General features: G+C 65.5%; 16 protein-coding genes. 11 read left to right on the top strand and 5 right to left on the bottom strand.

The genetic code is table 11. From position 1 onward, the window contains the following. Positions 1–278: 278 nt before the first annotated feature. From N0K08_RS08150 to N0K08_RS08130, 5 genes are all read right to left on the bottom strand, one after another. A complete protein-coding gene (locus tag N0K08_RS08150) occupies positions 279–1,064 on the bottom strand; it encodes a class II glutamine amidotransferase (protein WP_261499633.1) in 786 nt (261 codons plus the stop codon). 113 nt (positions 1,065–1,177) lie between these two features. After that, positions 1,178–2,638, bottom strand: a complete 1,461-nt coding sequence (locus N0K08_RS08145) for a DHA2 family efflux MFS transporter permease subunit (protein WP_261499631.1) — start codon at positions 2,636–2,638, stop codon at positions 1,178–1,180. A 30-nt stretch (positions 2,639–2,668) separates the two neighbouring features. Beyond that, positions 2,669–2,857: a 4-oxalocrotonate tautomerase gene (locus N0K08_RS08140; protein ID WP_261499629.1), complete on the bottom strand. Its 189-nt coding sequence runs from the start codon at positions 2,855–2,857 to the stop codon at positions 2,669–2,671. A gap of 45 nt (positions 2,858–2,902) precedes the next feature. After that, positions 2,903–3,115, bottom strand: coding sequence for a cysteine-rich CWC family protein (locus tag N0K08_RS08135; RefSeq protein ID WP_261499628.1), 213 nt, complete (start codon positions 3,113–3,115; stop codon positions 2,903–2,905). A 173-nt stretch (positions 3,116–3,288) separates the two neighbouring features. Further along, the gene (locus N0K08_RS08130; RefSeq protein ID WP_261499626.1) at positions 3,289–5,478 is read right to left on the bottom strand and encodes a malate synthase G; all 2,190 of its coding nucleotides are present in this window, start codon (positions 5,476–5,478) and stop codon (positions 3,289–3,291) included. A gap of 186 nt (positions 5,479–5,664) precedes the next feature. Between N0K08_RS08130 and N0K08_RS08125 the strand changes: the two genes are divergently transcribed. The 11 genes from N0K08_RS08125 to N0K08_RS08075 all read left to right on the top strand — a co-directional run bounded on the left by N0K08_RS08125 (position 5,665) and on the right by N0K08_RS08075 (position 16,290). Next, positions 5,665–6,600 carry a LysR family transcriptional regulator gene (locus N0K08_RS08125; protein WP_261499624.1) on the top strand — a complete coding sequence of 312 codons (936 nt, stop codon included), beginning with the start codon at positions 5,665–5,667 and terminating at the stop codon, positions 6,598–6,600. Further along, on the top strand, positions 6,597–7,043 hold the full coding sequence (locus N0K08_RS08120; protein WP_261499623.1) for a DUF2214 family protein: 447 nt from the start codon (positions 6,597–6,599) through the stop codon (positions 7,041–7,043). The genes N0K08_RS08125 and N0K08_RS08120 overlap by 4 nt, the downstream gene beginning before the upstream one ends. A 129-nt stretch (positions 7,044–7,172) precedes the next feature. After that, entirely contained in the window at positions 7,173–8,870 is a 1,698-nt protein-coding gene (argS, locus tag N0K08_RS08115; RefSeq protein WP_261499622.1) for an arginine--tRNA ligase, read from the top strand. 15 nt (positions 8,871–8,885) lie between these two features. Then, the gene (locus N0K08_RS08110; RefSeq protein WP_261499621.1) at positions 8,886–9,587 is read left to right on the top strand and encodes an SPOR domain-containing protein; all 702 of its coding nucleotides are present in this window, start codon (positions 8,886–8,888) and stop codon (positions 9,585–9,587) included. A 56-nt stretch (positions 9,588–9,643) separates the two neighbouring features. Next, positions 9,644–10,297: a thiol:disulfide interchange protein DsbA/DsbL gene (locus tag N0K08_RS08105; RefSeq protein ID WP_261499620.1), complete on the top strand. Its 654-nt coding sequence runs from the start codon at positions 9,644–9,646 to the stop codon at positions 10,295–10,297. Positions 10,298–10,418: 121 nt separating this feature from the next. After that, positions 10,419–11,039 (top strand): lipopolysaccharide transport periplasmic protein LptA, encoded by a 621-nt coding sequence (lptA, locus tag N0K08_RS08100; RefSeq protein WP_261499619.1) that lies wholly within the window; start codon positions 10,419–10,421, stop codon positions 11,037–11,039. A 10-nt stretch (positions 11,040–11,049) separates the two neighbouring features. Continuing rightward, the gene (gene lptB / locus N0K08_RS08095; RefSeq protein WP_261499618.1) at positions 11,050–11,817 is read left to right on the top strand and encodes an LPS export ABC transporter ATP-binding protein; all 768 of its coding nucleotides are present in this window, start codon (positions 11,050–11,052) and stop codon (positions 11,815–11,817) included. 43 nt (positions 11,818–11,860) lie between these two features. Next, the gene (locus N0K08_RS08090) at positions 11,861–13,459 is read left to right on the top strand and encodes an RNA polymerase factor sigma-54 (protein ID WP_261499682.1); all 1,599 of its coding nucleotides are present in this window, start codon (positions 11,861–11,863) and stop codon (positions 13,457–13,459) included. A 55-nt stretch (positions 13,460–13,514) separates the two neighbouring features. Further along, the gene (locus N0K08_RS08085; RefSeq protein ID WP_261499617.1) at positions 13,515–14,792 is read left to right on the top strand and encodes a THUMP domain-containing class I SAM-dependent RNA methyltransferase; all 1,278 of its coding nucleotides are present in this window, start codon (positions 13,515–13,517) and stop codon (positions 14,790–14,792) included. A gap of 7 nt (positions 14,793–14,799) precedes the next feature. Beyond that, complete coding sequence (locus N0K08_RS08080; RefSeq protein ID WP_261499616.1) at positions 14,800–15,297, top strand: PIN domain-containing protein; 498 nt, start codon at positions 14,800–14,802, stop codon at positions 15,295–15,297. A 144-nt stretch (positions 15,298–15,441) separates the two neighbouring features. Next, the gene (locus tag N0K08_RS08075) at positions 15,442–16,290 is read left to right on the top strand and encodes a YecA/YgfB family protein (RefSeq protein WP_261499615.1); all 849 of its coding nucleotides are present in this window, start codon (positions 15,442–15,444) and stop codon (positions 16,288–16,290) included. Positions 16,291–16,464: the final 174 nt, after the last annotated feature.

Raw genomic sequence — 16,464 nt, 5'->3', positions numbered from 1 at the left:
CGTAGAAGCGTATGGTCTGCACTTGACAGCCTGCACGCGCGGCCAGCTCACCAATTTTCATCTGTTTCTTTCTGCTTGACCCGGTTTTCTTATTGGCGAGACGTAAACACCCCCTGAGCCGCTTCGCGTCTTCCCCCTCTCAACCTGCGGTGGAGGGGGACGGCAGCCTCGGTACGGGGCGGCCCTTCCTCGCTGCCCTGTTGCTGGGGCACGCCAGTTGCAGAGGCCGCGCCGAAACAGCCAGATAAAAAAAGAGCGCTACGCGCTCTTTTTTCGTTTCAGGACTGGACCGGGGATGGGGGTGACAGGCAGACGCCGTCGACAAACACTTTGAGCTCGCCCGAGCGAAAGTGGGTCCATTCCTCGTTCTTGGTCAGCGGTGCGGTGACGATGATCGCCACCTTGTCGTTGGGCGTGGTCTCGGAGGCGAAGTCCACGCTCAGGTCTTCGTCGGCCAGGTGGGCCTGGGTGAAGGGATAGCGGCGCTCGGTGTAGCACAGCGCGGTGGTCGCATGGGCCCACAGCGCTTCGCCATTGGACAGCAGGAAGTTGAACGTGCCGTGCGGCGCGATGCGCGCGGCCAGTTCGCGCAGCGTGTGGGTCAGCTCCTGGATGCTGGGCAGGCCGGCGTGGGATTTCGACAGCTCCTGCATGATCCAGCAGAACGCGCGCTCGCTGTCGGTGTCGCCCACGGGCTGGAAGTGGGCGTGCAGCTTGGGGGCGAACTGCTTGAGGTCGCCATTGTGCGCAAACACCCAGTTGCGCCCCCACAGCTCGCGCACGAAGGGGTGGCAGTTCTGCAGGCTGGTCACGCCCTGGGTGGCTTTGCGGATGTGGGCGATGACATTGCAGCTTTTGATCGGGTATTCGCGGATCAGCTGGGCCACGGGCGAGGTGACGGCCCGTTGGTGGTCGACAAAGAGGCGCAGGCCCTTTTCTTCGAAGAACGCGATGCCCCAACCATCGGTGTGGTCCCCGGTGTTGCCCGCGCGTTGTGCGAAGCCGCTGAAGCTAAAGCGCACGTCGGTCGGGGTGTTGCAATTCATTCCAAGAAGCTGGCACATGGTAAAGACGAGAAGAACTCAAAAGAAAGCACAAGGCAATGCTATAGCCTACCTCCAGTGGCGCTCTCTGTGCAGACAAATGTGCAAGCCGCGCGGCGAATGCCGCGCGCGGGTCAAGAGGCCGCAGGCGGGGGAGCGGCGCGCAGCTGCGAGGCCGCGCACAAGGCCAGCAGACACAGCAGCGTGAGCAGCCAGAAAGTGTCGTGGAAGGCCTGCATGCGGGCGGCTGGCAGCGATAGCGCGGCATTGGCGCTGTGCACCGCCAGGCGCCATTCCAGCACGATGCCGGCCAGTCCCACGCCGGTGGCACCACCGAGCATGCGCAGGAAGCTGGCGGTGCTCGCGCCCTGGGCAATCAGCGCGCGATCCAGCGGCCTGAGGGTGCCGAGATTGAGGGACGGCAGGATGAAGCCCAGGCCGATGCGGCCGATCACGATGAACGAGGCCAGCAGCCACAGGGCGGTGGTCGTGTCCACCCAGTGCATGAAGGTGAACGACAGGGCCAGCAGGCCCAGGCCCAGGCCGACCAGCCAGTGCGTTGGCTGGGTATCGGCCATGCGCCCGACCAGAGGGATGGTGATGGCCAGCACCAGGCCGGCGGGCAGCATCAGCGTACCGGCCTGGGTCGCGGACAGTCCCAGGCCCTGCTGGATGAACAGCGGCAGCAGGTAGGTGGAGCCGAACATGGCCGTGCCGTAGATGAAGGACACGATGCAGCCCATGACAAAGGGCCGGGAGCGGAACAGGCGCAGGTCCATCAGGGCTTTGCTGCCGCGCTGCAGCAGCCTTCGCTGCCAGGCGATGAAGGCCCAGAGGCACAGCACAGCGCTGGCGAGCAGGACGCTGGCGTCCAGGGCCGTGCCGCCTTGCAAGGTGGCCAGGCCGTTGAGCAGGCACAGGGTGCCGACCGTGGCCAGCGTGAGGCCTACCCAGTCCAGGCCGGCGCCGTCTGTATCGCGCTCGGCGCCGCCCGGTGCCGACGTGGGCACAAAGCGCCAGGCCAGCCACAGCGACAGCGCCGCGGGCGGCAGTACCATGAAGAAAGTCGAGCGCCAGCCCATCCAGTCGACGAGCAGGCCGCCCAGCGTAGGCGCTATCGCGGGAGCGAGCACCACGCCCATGCCGAACAGCCCGCCCGCGCGGCCTTGCTGGTTGGGGGGGAAGGCGTAGAGGATGATCACGGCCGGAATCGGCTGGATGATGCCGGCGGCAAGGCCTTCGGCCACGCGCGCGGCGAGCAGCACCGGGTAGTGCTGGGCCAGCCCTCCGACAATGCCGCCGGCCATCAGCAGCAGGATGGCGGCGGCATAGGTGCTGCGGTAGCCGTAGCGCGACAGCAGCCAGGGTGTGGTGAGCATGGCCATGGTGCTGGCCACCATGAAGCCCGAGGCCACCCATTGCGCGCTGTCCTGCCCCAGTCTGAAATGTGCGCTCAAGGCCGGAATGGCCAGGTTCATGCTGGTGGAGGGAATGATCGAGGCGATCGTTCCGGCCAGCACGGACAGCAGCAAAAGCCAGCGGTAGCGCTCGCCGTAGCGTTCTTTCAGGGCGGCGCTGGATTGGGGTGAATGCATATGCCGCCGGGCAGAATTAAAAACGAGGGATCAGCTGCGTTCCGACCAGAGCTTGCCGCCCGTGGACCAGTTTTCGCGCTTCACATCGGTGATGAGGATGTCTACCGATTCGGGCGAGCCGCCGAGGACTTCGACGCTGACGCGGGTGATTTCGGCGACGAGCTTCTTTTTCTGCTCGATGGTGCGGCCTTCGAGCATTTCGACATGGTAGGTGGGCATGGCAATTCCTGGGGAAAAGGAAGCATCATATCGGCGCGCAGGGGCTCAGTGTGGGTCGGCAGGAGGCGCCGGTGTCGCGCCGGCGGCGCAGGCCGGGCACAGGCAGGACTGGCCGCGCGCGCTGTCCGGCAGCTGGGCCAGGGCGCTGGGGGAGATGGTGGCGGTCATGCACCAGCAGTCTTCGGCCGGCGTGCCGGCGCTGACCGCGCATTGGTTGCTGCGGCCGCACAGGGGGCAAAGAAGAGTGTCTGGGAGCATGGCAGCGGCGGGGAAAACTGCAGTGTAGTCTTTGCTTCACCCGCAGCCTTTGAAACAGGCATGTCCCAGCAATGGGGCAGCGAGCAAGCGCCGCCGCGCAGCGACGCTGCCGTCCCCCTCCACCGAAGGATGAGAGGGGGAAGCCGCGTAAGCGGCTCAGGGGGTGTTTCTTCTCACCCCGCAGCCTTGACCTTCTGGCGCCAGGCGTGCAGCAGGGGCTCGGTATAGCCCGAAGGTTGTTCCAGGCCCTTGAACACCAGGTCGCAGGCGGCGCGGTAGGCATAGGAGCTGTCGAAATGGCCGGCCATGGGACGGTACAGCGGATCGCCGGCGTTCTGCTGGTCGACCACCGCCGCCATGCGCTCGAACGTGGCGCGCACCTGGGCTTCGCTCACCACGCCGTGCAGCAGCCAGTTGGCGATGTGCTGGCTGGAAATGCGCAGCGTGGCGCGGTCTTCCATCAGGCCGACGTTATGGATGTCGAGCACCTTGGAGCAGCCCACGCCCTGGTCCACCCAGCGCACCACATAGCCCAGAATGCCTTGGACGTTGTTGTCCAGCTCTTCCTGCTTTTCAGCATCGGACCATCGGGCTTCTTTCACCACGGGGACCTGCAGCAGGCCGGCGAGCAGGTTGTCGCGTTCGGCGTCGGCATCGATCTTTTCCAGCTCTTTTTGCACTTCGGCCACGTTGACCTGGTGGTAGTGCAGTGCGTGCAGCGTGGCCGCCGTGGGCGAGGGCACCCAGGCGGTGTTGGCGCCAGCCTTGGGGTGGGCGATCTTCTGCTTGAGCATTTCCGCCATCAGGTCGGGCATGGCCCACATGCCTTTGCCGATCTGGGCGCGGCCGCGCAGGCCCAGGCCCAGGCCGACGAGCACGTTGCTGCGCTCATAGGCGGGCAGCCAGGCGCTGGTTTTCATGTCGGCCTTGCGGACCATGGGGCCGGCGTGCATGGCGGTGTGCATTTCGTCGCCCGTGCGGTCCAGAAAGCCGGTGTTGATGAAGGCCACGCGCGCGGCGGCGGCGGCGATGCAGGCCTTGAGGTTGACGCTGGTGCGGCGCTCCTCGTCCATGATGCCCAGCTTGACGGTGTTGGCGGGCAGGCCCAGCACCTGCTCGACGCGGCCGAACAATTCGTTGGCGAAGGCGGCTTCGGTGGGGCCGTGCATCTTGGGTTTGACGATGTAGACCGAGCCTTCGCGGCTGTTGCGAATGCTGCCCAGGCCCTGGATGTCGTGGATGGCGATGGCGGTGGTGACCATGGCGTCCAGAATGCCTTCGGGGATTTCCTTGGCATCCGCGCCCCAGAGGATGGCCGGGTTGGTCATCAGGTGGCCGACATTGCGCACGAACATCAGCGAGCGGCCGTGCAGCTTCAGCGGCTGGCCGTTGGCGCCGGTGTATTCGCGGTCGGGGTTCAGACCGCGGGTCACGGTCTTGCCGCCCTTGTCGAAGGATTCGGTCAGCGTGCCCTTGAGGATGCCCAGCCAGTTGCTGTAGCCCAGCACCTTGTCCTGCGCATCGACGGCGGCAATCGAGTCTTCCAGGTCCAGGATGGTGGACAGCGCGGATTCCAGCACCAGGTCGCTGATGCCGGCGGTATCCGACTGGCCAATGGGCGTGCTGCGGTCGATGCGGATGTCGAGGTGCGAGCCATTGTTCTTCAGCAGCACGGAGGAGGGCGCGGCGGCGCTGCCCTGGTAGCCGGCGAATTTGTCCGCGTCCTTGAGGCCGGTGATCTGGCCATCGGCCAGCGTGACCGTGAGCTTGCCGTCGACGACGGCGTAGAGCACGGCATATTTGTGCGAGCCGGTGGCCAGCGGGGCGGCCTGGTCGAGCACATCGCGGGCGAAGGCGATGACCTTGGCGCCGCGCACGGGGTTGTAGCCCCGGCCTTTTTCGGCGCCGTCGGCTTCGCTGATCACGTCCGTGCCGTAGAGCGCGTCGTACAGCGAGCCCCAGCGGGCATTGGCCGCGTTGAGTGCGTAGCGCGCGTTGAGGATGGGCACCACCAACTGGGCGCCGGCCTGGGTGGCGAGTTCGGCATCGACATGGGTGGTCGTGGCCTTCACGTTCTGCGGTGGCTCGACCAGGTAGCCAATGCGGCTCAGGAAGCTGCGGTAGCCGGCCATGTCCATGATCGGGCCGGGGTGGGCCTTGTGCCAGGTGTCGAGTTCGGTCTGCAGGCGATCGCGTTCGGCCAGCAGCGCGGCGTTGCGCGGTGCGAGGTCGTGGACCAGGGCGTCAAAGCCTTTCCAGAACGCCGCGGGCGCCACGCCCGTGCCTGGCAGCACCTGGTCGTTGATGAAGCTGTGCAGTTCGTTGGCCACTTGCAGGCCGTGGACGGTGGTGCGGTCGGACATGGAATAAACCTCGGAATGAAGAAAAGGGCAGCACTGCCAGGATGGCAGGCAATGTAGACACTGTATTTGAATTGTTTGCACCTATAAACAGCTTCAAAAGTGCAGAACTCGTGACTTTTAAGCAAAAGTGTCTCGGGGGCGGCGCGGGGCAGCGGCGGCTCGGGGCTTTGTCTCCATAATCGGAGCATGGACAAACTCAAGGCGTTCGAGTCATTTGTGTCGGTAGCCACCAAGGGCAGCCTCACGGCCGCGGCCAAGGCCGAAGGCGTGGCGCCAGCCATCATGGGGCGGCGGCTGGACGCACTGGAGGAACACCTGGGCGTCAAGCTCATGGTGCGCACCACGCGGCGCATTTCGCTGACGCACGAAGGCAGCGCCTTTCTCGAAGATTGCCAGCGCCTGCTGTCGGATGTGGCCAATGCCGAAGCCAGTGTCTCGGCGGGCGGCGTCAAGGCCACGGGCCATTTGCGCATCACGGCGCCCGCGGGCTTTGGCCGGCGCCATGTCGCGCCCCTGGTGCCGCGCTTTCGCGATCTGCACCCGGAAGTCACGATTTCCCTGAACCTCAGCGACCGGGTGGTGGACCTGGCCGGCGAAGGCTTTGACTGCGCCGTGCGTGTCGGCGACCTGCCCGACTCCTCGCTGGTGAGCGTGCGCATCGCCGACAACCGCCGCCTGTGCGTGGCCACGTCGGCCTATCTCGCACGCCGCGGCACGCCCCAACATCCCAGTGAGCTGGCGCAGCACGACTGCCTGACGCTGTCGAGCGACGCTTCCCAGACCCGGGGCTGGGCATTTCGCATTCCGCAGCCCGACCAGAGCACGCACGACGTCGTGCATTTCAAGTCCGGCGGCCCATTGGACTGCTCGGACGGCCAGGTGCTGCACGACTGGTGCCTGGGCGGCTGGGGTATTGCCTGGCGCAGCACCTGGGAAGTGGAGTCGGAAATCGCCGCCGGCCGGCTGGTGCCCGTGCTGGAGGAATTCGCGGCGCCGCCCAACGGGATTTATGTGGTCTTTCCCCAACGCAAGCACATGCCTTTGCGCGTGCGCTTGTGGATCGACTACCTCAAGCACCACTATCAACAAGCTGAATTTTGGAAGAACGGAGTTTTGTCATGACCTTGGAAGCCTCTTTGGCCGCCGTGCACCTGCTCGCCGTCCTGACCCTGGTGGTGTTTTTGTCCAGTCAGGCGGCGCTGTGCCGCGCGGAGTGGATGAGCGCCGCCATCGTGCGCCGTCTGGCGCGCCTGGACCTGATTTACGGCTTGGCCGCGCTGGCGCTGCTGATCACCGGGCTGGCCCGGCTGTACTGGGGCACCAAGGGCGTGTCCTGGTATGTCTCGCAGCCGCTGTTTCACCTGAAGATGACGTTGTTCCTGCTGACGGCGCTGCTGTCGATCAAGCCGTCGATCACGTTTCGCCGCTGGCTGCGCGCGCTGGATGCAGGCCAGGCCTTGCCGGACGCCGAGGCCGTGCGCGGCACGCGCCGCTGGATCATGGTCCAGGCGCATGTGGTGCCGGTGATTGCGGTCATTGCGGTGTTCTGGGCGCGGGGGATGTAGCCCCCACGTTCGCCCACTTCGTGTGGCTCTCTGCGCCCCAGTCCACATTCAGCGCGGCTGAGGCACTTGCACCACACGCTCGAAGTCATTGCGGCGGCACAAACCGGGGCGGGCACGTAAAATCCCGCGATGCTCTCCGTCAAACAGGAATTGCTCGCGGCCCTGGCCGCTGAGCTGGAAAAATTGTCGCCCGGCGCCGGTGCGCGCGCCGCTTTCGAATCCCCCAAAGTGGCTGCCCATGGCGATTACGCCTGTACAGCGGCCATGCAGCTGGCCAAGGCGGCCAAACAGAATCCCAGGCAGCTGGCGCAAACGCTCAGCGATGCGCTGATGACCACGCCGGCTTTTGCCCGCTGGGTCGAGGCCCTGGAAATTGCCGGTCCCGGCTTCTTGAACGTGCGCCTCAAGCCCGCGGCCAAGCAGGAAATCGTGCGCGAAGTGCTGGCGGCCGGCACGGCTTTCGGCGATCAGCCGCGCCGCACGCAAAAGCTGCTGGTCGAGTTTGTCTCGGCCAACCCCACGGGTCCGCTGCATGTGGGCCACGGCCGCCAGGCGGCCTTGGGCGATGCGCTGTGCAATCTGTTCTCCACCCAGGGTTGGGACGTGCACCGCGAGTTCTATTACAACGACGCCGGTGTGCAGATCCAGACGCTCACCAACAGCACCCAGCTGCGCGCCAAGGGTTTCAAGCCCGGCGATGACTGCTGGCCCGTCGATCCCGAGAATCCGGCCAGCAAGGCCTTCTACAACGGCGACTACATCCAGGACATCGCCAACGACTTCCTGGCCAAGAAAACCGTCAAGGCCGACGACCGTGAATTCACGGCCAACGGCGATGTCGAAGACCTGGACAATATCCGCCAGTTCGCCGTGGCCTACCTGCGCAATGAGCAGGACAAGGACTTGCAGGCGTTCAACCTGCACTTCGACGAGTACTACCTCGAGTCCAGCCTCTACACTTCGGGCCGCGTGGACCGCACCGTGGAGCGCCTGATCGCCAACGGTCACACCTACGAACTCGATGGCGCACTGTGGCTCAAGTCCACCGACTACGGTGACGACAAGGACCGCGTGATGCGCAAGCGCGACGGCGGCTATACCTACTTCGTGCCCGATGTGGCCTATCACATCGCCAAGTGGGAGCGCGGCTTCACCAAGGTCATCAACATCCAGGGCACGGACCACCACGGCACGATCGCCCGCGTGCGCGCCGGCCTGCAGGCGGCCGATGTGGGCATTCCCCAGGGCTACCCCGACTACGTGCTGCACACCATGGTGCGCGTGGTGCGTGGCGGCGAGGAAGTCAAGATCAGCAAGCGCGCGGGCTCGTATGTGACGCTGCGCGATCTGATCGAATGGACCAGCAAGGACGCGGTGCGCTTCTTCCTGCTGAGCCGCAAGCCGGATACCGAATACACCTTCGACGTGGATCTGGCCGTGGCCCAGAACAACGACAACCCGGTGTACTACGTGCAGTACGCGCATGCGCGCATCTGCTCGGTGCTCAAGGCCTGGGGCGGTGATGCGGCCCTTCTCAAGGACGTGGACCTGTCGGCGCTGGACGGCCCGCAGGCCCAGGCCCTGATGCTGCAACTGGCCAAGTACCCGGCCATGCTCACGGCGGCTGCCGAGGGCAATGCCCCGCACGACGTCACTTTCTATCTGCGCGACCTGGCCGCGAGCTACCACAGCTACTACGATGCGGAGCGCATTCTGGTCGACGACGAAGCCGTGAAGCAGGCCCGTCTGGCCTTGATCAGCGCGACCCGCCAGGTGTTGCACAATGGTCTCGCAGTGCTGGGCGTGTCCGCTCCAGAACGTATGTAAATCGACCAGGCCATCATGAAGACTCAGCAACGCGGCGGCACCGTCATCGGGCTCATCTTGGGCATCATCATCGGCTTGGGCGCAGCCCTGGCCGTGGCGGTGTACGTCACCAAGGTGCCTGTGCCCTTCCTCACCAAAGGCCCCAAACCGGCCGAGCAGGATGCGGCAGAGGCGCAGAAAAACAAGGATTGGGATCCGAACTCTCCCCTGTACGGCAAGAACCCGGCGCGGATGCCGGTGCCCAGCCTGCCGGGCAGCGCGGAGCCGGTGCAGCCGGACGCCGGCGCTGGCCTGGTGCAGCCCATGCCCGACGTCGTGCCCTCCACGCCGCAGGTACAGCCGCCGCACCCGACGACTCCCGTGCCAGCGGTCAAGCCCGACGGCAAGCCGGAAACCAAGCCTGGCAGCAAGGCTGCGGCTTCCAGCGATCCACTGGGCGATCTGGTCAAGGCCAAGTCGGCCGAGGCCAATGCAGCCGATGCGTTCAACTACTTCGTGCAGGCCGGCGCTTTCCGCAGTCAGCCCGATGCCGAAGCACAGCGCGCCAAGCTCGCCATGCTGGGCTGGGAATCGCGGGTGAGCGAGCGCGAGCAAAACGGCCGTACGGTGTTTCGTGTGCGCGTAGGCCCGTTCGCCAAGCGTGACGATGCCGAGCAGCTCAAGCTGAAATTGGAAGGCGCGGGCGTGGATTCTGCGCTGGTGCGCGTGCAGCGCTGAACTTTTCAGCGCCCAGACTCTCAGACCTACCAGAACCGAACAAGGAGTGTTGTTTCATGAAACGCCGTGAGTTTTCTCTGGTTGCCGCAGCGGCAGCCTCTGCTTCCGTCCTTTCCCTGGCTGTGACCACGCCTGCATTGGCCCAGGCCGCAGCCAAGGAGGGCAAGGATTACGTCAAGCTGGCCAAGCCCGTGCCGACCACGGCCGGCGCCGGCAAGGTCGAAGTGCTGGAGTTCTTCTGGTACAGCTGCCCGCATTGCCACGCTTTCGAGCCGGCATTCGCGGCCTGGAAGGCAGCGGCGCCCGCCGACGTGGTGGTGCAGCGCGTACCCGTGGGCTTCAACGCCAGCTTCATTCCCCAGCAAAAGCTCTACTACGCGCTGCTGGCCATGGGCAAGCTCGATGAAGTGCACGCCAAGGTATTCCAGGCGATCCACGTCGAGCGCAACCGCCTGGCCAAGGACGAAGACATCTTTGCCTGGATTGGCAAGCAAGGCCTGGACGTGAACAAGTTCAAGGAGAGCTACAACTCCTTCACGGTGTCCAACCAGGTGCGCAAGGCGACCCAGCTGCAGCAGGAATACAACGTCGAAGGCGTGCCTGCGATCGGCGTGGCCGGCCGCTTCTACACCGACGGTACCCTCGCGGGCGACATGGCCAAGGTGCTGCGCGTGACCGACTACCTGATCGGCGTGAGCCGCAAGGGCTGAAGTCCTGGCGCTCGATGCGAGGGGCGCTTGCGGCCCTCGCCAGTCCGGCCCGCTTTCAGCGGGCTTTTTTGTGATCGTTACAGCGTGCCGCCCTACAATGGCTGCAAGATTCGTGCCCTCCATGAAAAAACGCCTACTCCCCATTCTCTTGCTCTCGGTCCTGGTCTGCGGCGCTGTCCATGCCGAGAAGGCCGATCGCAACAAGCCCATGAACATCGAAGCCGATGCCATGCGCCACGATGAACTGCAGCAAACCAGCGTGTTCACCGGCAACGTCGTGATGACCAAGGGCACGATCGTGCTGCGCGGCGCACAGCTGGACGTGCGCCAGGACGCCGAGGGCTACCAGTACGGCGTCGTGAAGGCGGCCGAGGGCAAGCGCGCGTTTTTCCGCCAGAAGCGCGATACCGTGGCTGGCCAGCCCGACGAATATGTGGAAGGCGAGGCCGAAGTCATCGAATACGACGGCAAGGCCGACAACGTCAAGCTGATCCGCCGCGGCGAACTGCGCCGCTACCGGGGCGCGACCCTGAGCGACGAGATCACGGGCGCGGTGATTGTCTACAACAACCTGACCGATGTGTTCACGGTGGACGGCCTGCCGCGTGCGGGCGATGCCAGCGCGGCCAACAATGGCGGGCGCGTGCGCGCCGTGCTGGCTCCCAAGGAACGGCCGCCCGCACCGGCGCCCGCGCCGGGTGGCGATCTGCGGCCGAGCACGACCATCGAACCCAAGAAATGAGCTGCGCGCCGTGAACCCATCTCCCCCGCTGCCTGAAACCAGCCGTCTCGAAGTCAAACACCTGGCCAAGTCCTATGGCAGCCGCAAGGTGGTCAAGGATGTGTCGCTGGTGGTGCAGAAAGGCGAAGTCGTCGGCCTGCTGGGGCCCAACGGCGCGGGCAAGACCACGTCGTTCTACATGATCGTGGGCCTGGTGCGCTGCGACGCCGGGGACATCTTCATTGATGGCCAGGCGGTCGGCAACATGCCCATCCACCAGCGTTCGCGCCTGGGCCTGTCCTATCTGCCCCAGGAGGCATCGATCTTCCGCAAGCTGAGCGTGGAAGATAATGTGCGCGCCGTGCTGGAGCTGCAGCGCGACGACAAGGGCCAGCCGCTGACCCGGGACGAGATCGAGCGACGCCTGCTGGCCCTGCTGCAGGAGTTGCGCGTGGACCATTTGCGTGCGTCGCCCGCCCTGGCGCTGTCGGGTGGCGAGCGCCGGCGCGTGGAAATTGCCCGGGCGCTGGCCACGCAGCCACGCTTCATTCTGCTCGATGAGCCTTTTGCCGGCATCGACCCTATCGCCGTGATCGAGATCCAGCGCATCATCGGTTTCCTCAAGGCGCGCGGAATTGGCGTGCTGATCACGGACCACAATGTGCGCGAAACCCTGGGTATTTGCGATCACGCTTTCATCATCAGCGACGGCCATGTGCTCGCCCAGGGAACACCGGCCGAGATTGTGGACAACGCCGATGTACGCCGGGTGTACCTCGGCGAGCATTTCAGGATGTGATGGCCATGTGCTGTAGCTTGTGTCGTGTCAAGGGGGAATGCTGTTGAAGCCGGGACTGTCACTACGCGTATCGCAGCATCTCGCACTCACGCCCCAACTGCAGCAGTCGATCTGGTTGCTGCAGCTCTCCACCCTGGAGCTGACCCAGGAAGTCGAGCACATGCTCGACGACAACCCTTTTCTCGAGCGCACCACGGAAGAGGCTGAGCGCGAGGAGTTCGGCCTGGCCCAGGCCGATGCGCCGGCGCAGCGCGACGACTATGCGCTGGAAGACGCGCAGTATGCCGGCCCGGCGAGCACCGACAAGACCAGCACCAGCAGCGATGCCGATGGCGGTGATGTGGCTGCGCCCGTGGATGCCGCGCCCGATTGGGACGGTGACGGCAGCGCTGCCCTGGCCCCGGACGACAGCGAGTGGGGCGGTGAAGCGCGCGCGCGCAGCGGTCAGGGCGATGACGAGGCCGATGCCACGGAGCTGGCTCGCAGCCAGGAGTCGCTGACCGATTACCTGCACCGCCAGGCGCTGTCGCTGCGCGTCAACGACGTCGATCGCGCGGCCTTGCGTTTTCTCATCGAATCGCTCAACGAGCACGGCTACCTCGAAGACCCACTGGAAGAGCTGGCCGCGGGCCTGGCCGGCCCGGATGCGCTCGAAGAGCAGGAAGAGCTGGTCCACCATTTCACGGTGGCGCTGCGCCTGCTGCAATCGCTGGAGCCCGTGGGCGTGGGCGCGCGTGGCCTGGCCGAATGCCTGACGCTGCAATTGCAGGACCTGGCGCGGCGCGCAGGCACGCATCTGGCCGATCAGGACATCGACGACGAAACGGTGCAGGTGGCGCTGCGCATTTGCGCCCAACCCATGGAACTGCTGGCGCGGCGCGACGTGCGCCGCCTGATGCAGGCCTGCGGGGCCAGCGACGAACGCGTTCGCGCCGCCATCGCCTTGATTGGCCGGCTGGAGCCACGACCCGGCCGGCGCTTTGCCGACGTGGAGCGCAACCTCATCGTCCCCGATGTGATCGTGCGCAAGCTGGCGCGCAGCAGCGGTGACGGCCAGCCCCAGTTCAGCGTGCAGCTCAACCCCGAAGTCATGCCGCGCCTGCGCGTGCATGACATCTATGCCAATGCCTTGCGCGGCCACAAGGGCAGCGAAGGGCATGCGGGACTGCAGCAGCGGTTGCAGGAAGCGCGCTGGTTCATCAAGAACATCCAGCAGCGTTTCGACACCATCTTGCGCGTGTCGCAGGCCATCGTGCAGCGGCAAAAGAACTTCTTCACCCATGGCGAGCTGGCGATGCGGCCGCTGGTGCTGCGCGACATTGCCGACGAGCTGGGTCTGCATGAGTCGACCATCAGCCGGGTGACCACGGCCAAGTACATGGCCACGCCCATGGGCACCTATGAGCTCAAGTATTTCTTTGGTTCGGGCCTGGGCACGGAGACCGGCGGCAATGCGTCGAGCACCGCGGTGCGGGCGCTGATCAAGCAGTTCGTCGCGGCGGAAAGCCCGACCAAGCCGCTGTCCGACAGCCAACTGGCGGAAATGCTCAAGGAGCAGGGCATCGAGTGCGCGCGCCGCACCGTGGCCAAATACCGCGACGTGCTGAAAATCGCCCCGGCCAATCTGCGCAAAGCCCTGTAGGCAAGCCCTCGCATGCGCGTAATCCCCCGCAAACGCGTATGCTTGCTCCCCTGCTATGAATCAACTGCAACTGTTTTTGCCCTGCGCCGCCGGCGTTGAGGACTATTTGGCCGAAGAGGCCCACCGTATCACCGGGCTGACGGGTAACGACCTGTTGGTCGGGCGCGGCGGTGTGATGCTGCGTGCCTCCTGGCGCGATGCGCTGCTGCTCAACCTGCACAGCCGTCTGGCCCAGCGGGTACTGGTGCAACTGTCGACCACGATGTACCGCAGCGAGAACGATCTGTACCGTGCGGCCAGCGAGGTGGCCTGGGAGATCTGGTTCACCACGCGCCAAAGCTTCAAGATCGAAGTCACGTCGCAGCACAGCCCGCTGACCAGCCTGAATTTCGCGGCCTTGCGCGTCAAGGATGCGATCGCCGACCGTTTCCGCGCCAAGACCGGCGTGCGCCCGGACGTCGAAACCCGCTATCCCGATCTGCGCGTGCACCTGCACCTGACCACCGACGAAGCGACGATTTACATCGACACGTCGGGCGAAGCGCTGTTCAAGCGCGGCTGGCGGGAAGACAAGGGCGACGCGCCGCTGAAGGAAACGCTGGCCGCGGCCATGATCGCCGCCACCGGCTGGGATCCGCACGGCGACAACCCGCAGCCGCTGTACGACCCCTGCTGCGGCAGCGGTACGGTGGTGATCGAAGCGGCGCAAATCGCCTGCAAGATTCCGCCTGGCATCCAACGCCGCTTTGCCTTCGAAAAGCTCGTGCCTTTCCAGCCCCATGTCTGGGAAGCCATCGTGCGCCAGGCCGAAGATGCGATCTGCGAAAGCCCGGTGGGCATTTACGGCTCGGACGTATCGCACCGCATGGTCGATTTCGCCGAACGCAATGCGGAGCGCGCGGGCGTGGCCCGGGCCGTTGAGCTGCGCGGCGGCGACGCCTTGCAGCGCATGCCGCCCTGCGAGCAGCCTGGCGTGATGGTGCTGAACCCGCCTTACGGCGAGCGCATTGCCGCCGCCGGCACGGCCGGTCGCAATGCGGCCGAGCGCATGGGCCAGGTCGAGCAGATGGGGCGCGAAACGGCGCAGACCGAAGACGGCGTGGAATTCTTCAACGCGCTGGCCTCGCACTGGAAGAAGAACTACAGCGGCTGGCAGGCCTGGATGCTCACGCCCGACCTCAAGCTGCCGGGCAAGATGCGGCTGAAGGAATCGCGCCGCGTGCCGCTGTGGAACGGTCCCATCGAATGCCGGATGTTCCGCTTCGACATGATCAAGGGCTCGGCCAAGCCGCGCAAGAACGCCGACGCCGGCGGCGCTGCAGCCAAGGAATGACGCCAGCATGAAGATTGTGCTGCGCTGGCCGCAGTGCAATGCATCCTATGCGGCCCCCCAGGGCGCGCTGCGGCCGCTGATTCTCGACACCAACATGGTGCTCGATCTGCTGGTCTTCAAAGACCCGCAGATCGCCCCTGTGCGCGACCTGCTGGAGCAGGGCGCCGTGCGCTGGATTGCCGACACCGCGCAACGCGTGGAGCTGGAGCGGGTGCTGACTTATCCACAGATCGCGCCGCGCGTGGCTTTTCACGGGCTCAGCCAAGACGGCGTGCTCGCGGCATTCGACGCGGGCGTGGCCTATCTGTCCGAAGCTCCGGCCATCCGTATCGTCTGCAAGGACCCCGATGACCAGCATTTCCTGGCCCTGGCCGCCCAGCACCAGGCCTTGCTGCTGAGCAAGGACAAGGCCGTGCTCACGCAGCGCAAGCGCCTGGCCGGCCTGGGCGCGACGGTGGGCAATCAGCTGCTGCTGGCGCCCGCCGAAGCGGCTGTGCCGGCCTGACAGGGCTGGCGCTGCCGAGATACTCCTGTGCCCGGCTGTGGCTATGCCAGCCAGCTACACTGCCGGCGATTACCTGGTGCACTGCGCACCGCCCCGGCCGTGACGCGCGCATGCAATGGCCGCGGCCTCCACGAAAGATCCACCATGACCGACCAAACCACTCCTATCCCTGACGAAGTTCTGGACGCCGACCTGGCGCCCGAGGGCGCGCTCGACGGCGACGACCTCGAAGAGCTGGACCTGATTCTCGAAGACCTGCGCTCGCGCGCCGAAGAAATTCCCCAGTGGGAATTCTGCGACGGTTTCCTCACCGCCCTGGTCTGCACCCGCCGTGCGATTCCCCCGGCCGAGTACCTGCCCATGCTGCTGGGCGACGGCGCCGAGCTGGAAGTGGCCGAAGGCGCGCCCATGCCCAAGCTGGAAGCTTTCAAGGACCTCGAGCAGCAGGAGCGCTTCATGGCGCTGTGGCAGGCCCGTTGGGACGAAGTGACGCAGCAGCTCGACACCGATGTGAAGACGCTGGAAGACGACCGCACGTTCCAGCCCGAAGCCATGGACATGCGCGGCGCCATCGCCAGCCTGCCCGAGGAAGAGCGCGCTGAAATGGAAGGCCAGGACATTCCTTCCTTCGGCCAGGTCTGGGCGCTGGGTTTCATGTTCGCCGTGGAAAACTGGCCAGAAGAGTGGGCTGCACCGCGCGACAAGGAAGCCGCCCAGTGGCTCAACGCCGCACTCGAATCCGTTGTGGCGCTGACCGAAGACGACACCGGCAAGCCCGAAGTCTGCATGTACGACGAAAACGGTCCGGCCAGCACCAGCCAGGCTCGCGTGGAAACGTTTGGCGAAGCCATCTGGGGCATTTACGACCTGCGCCAGCTGTGGAAGAGCATGGGTCCCCGCCAGGAAACCATCGTCAAGGGCGTGCAGCCCGGCCGCAATGACGCCTGCCCTTGCGGCAGCGGCAAGAAGTTCAAGAAGTGCTGTGGGGCTTGACTCAAGCACCCCCTGAGCCGCTGACGCGGCTCCCCCCTCTCATCCTTCGGTGGAGGGGGGGCGGCAGCCTCGGTGCGGGGCGGCCCTTCCTCGCTGCCCCCATGCTGGGGCACGCCAGTTTCATAGGCAGTGCCCTGGGCCTAACATGGCTCTTTTTTTGGCAGGGTGCGCGGC

It is taken from the genome of Acidovorax bellezanensis, from assembly GCF_025421555.1.
GTDB lineage: Bacteria > Pseudomonadota > Gammaproteobacteria > Burkholderiales > Burkholderiaceae_C > Comamonas > Comamonas bellezanensis.
This window is presented reverse-complemented; position numbering and strand designations above follow the sequence as displayed.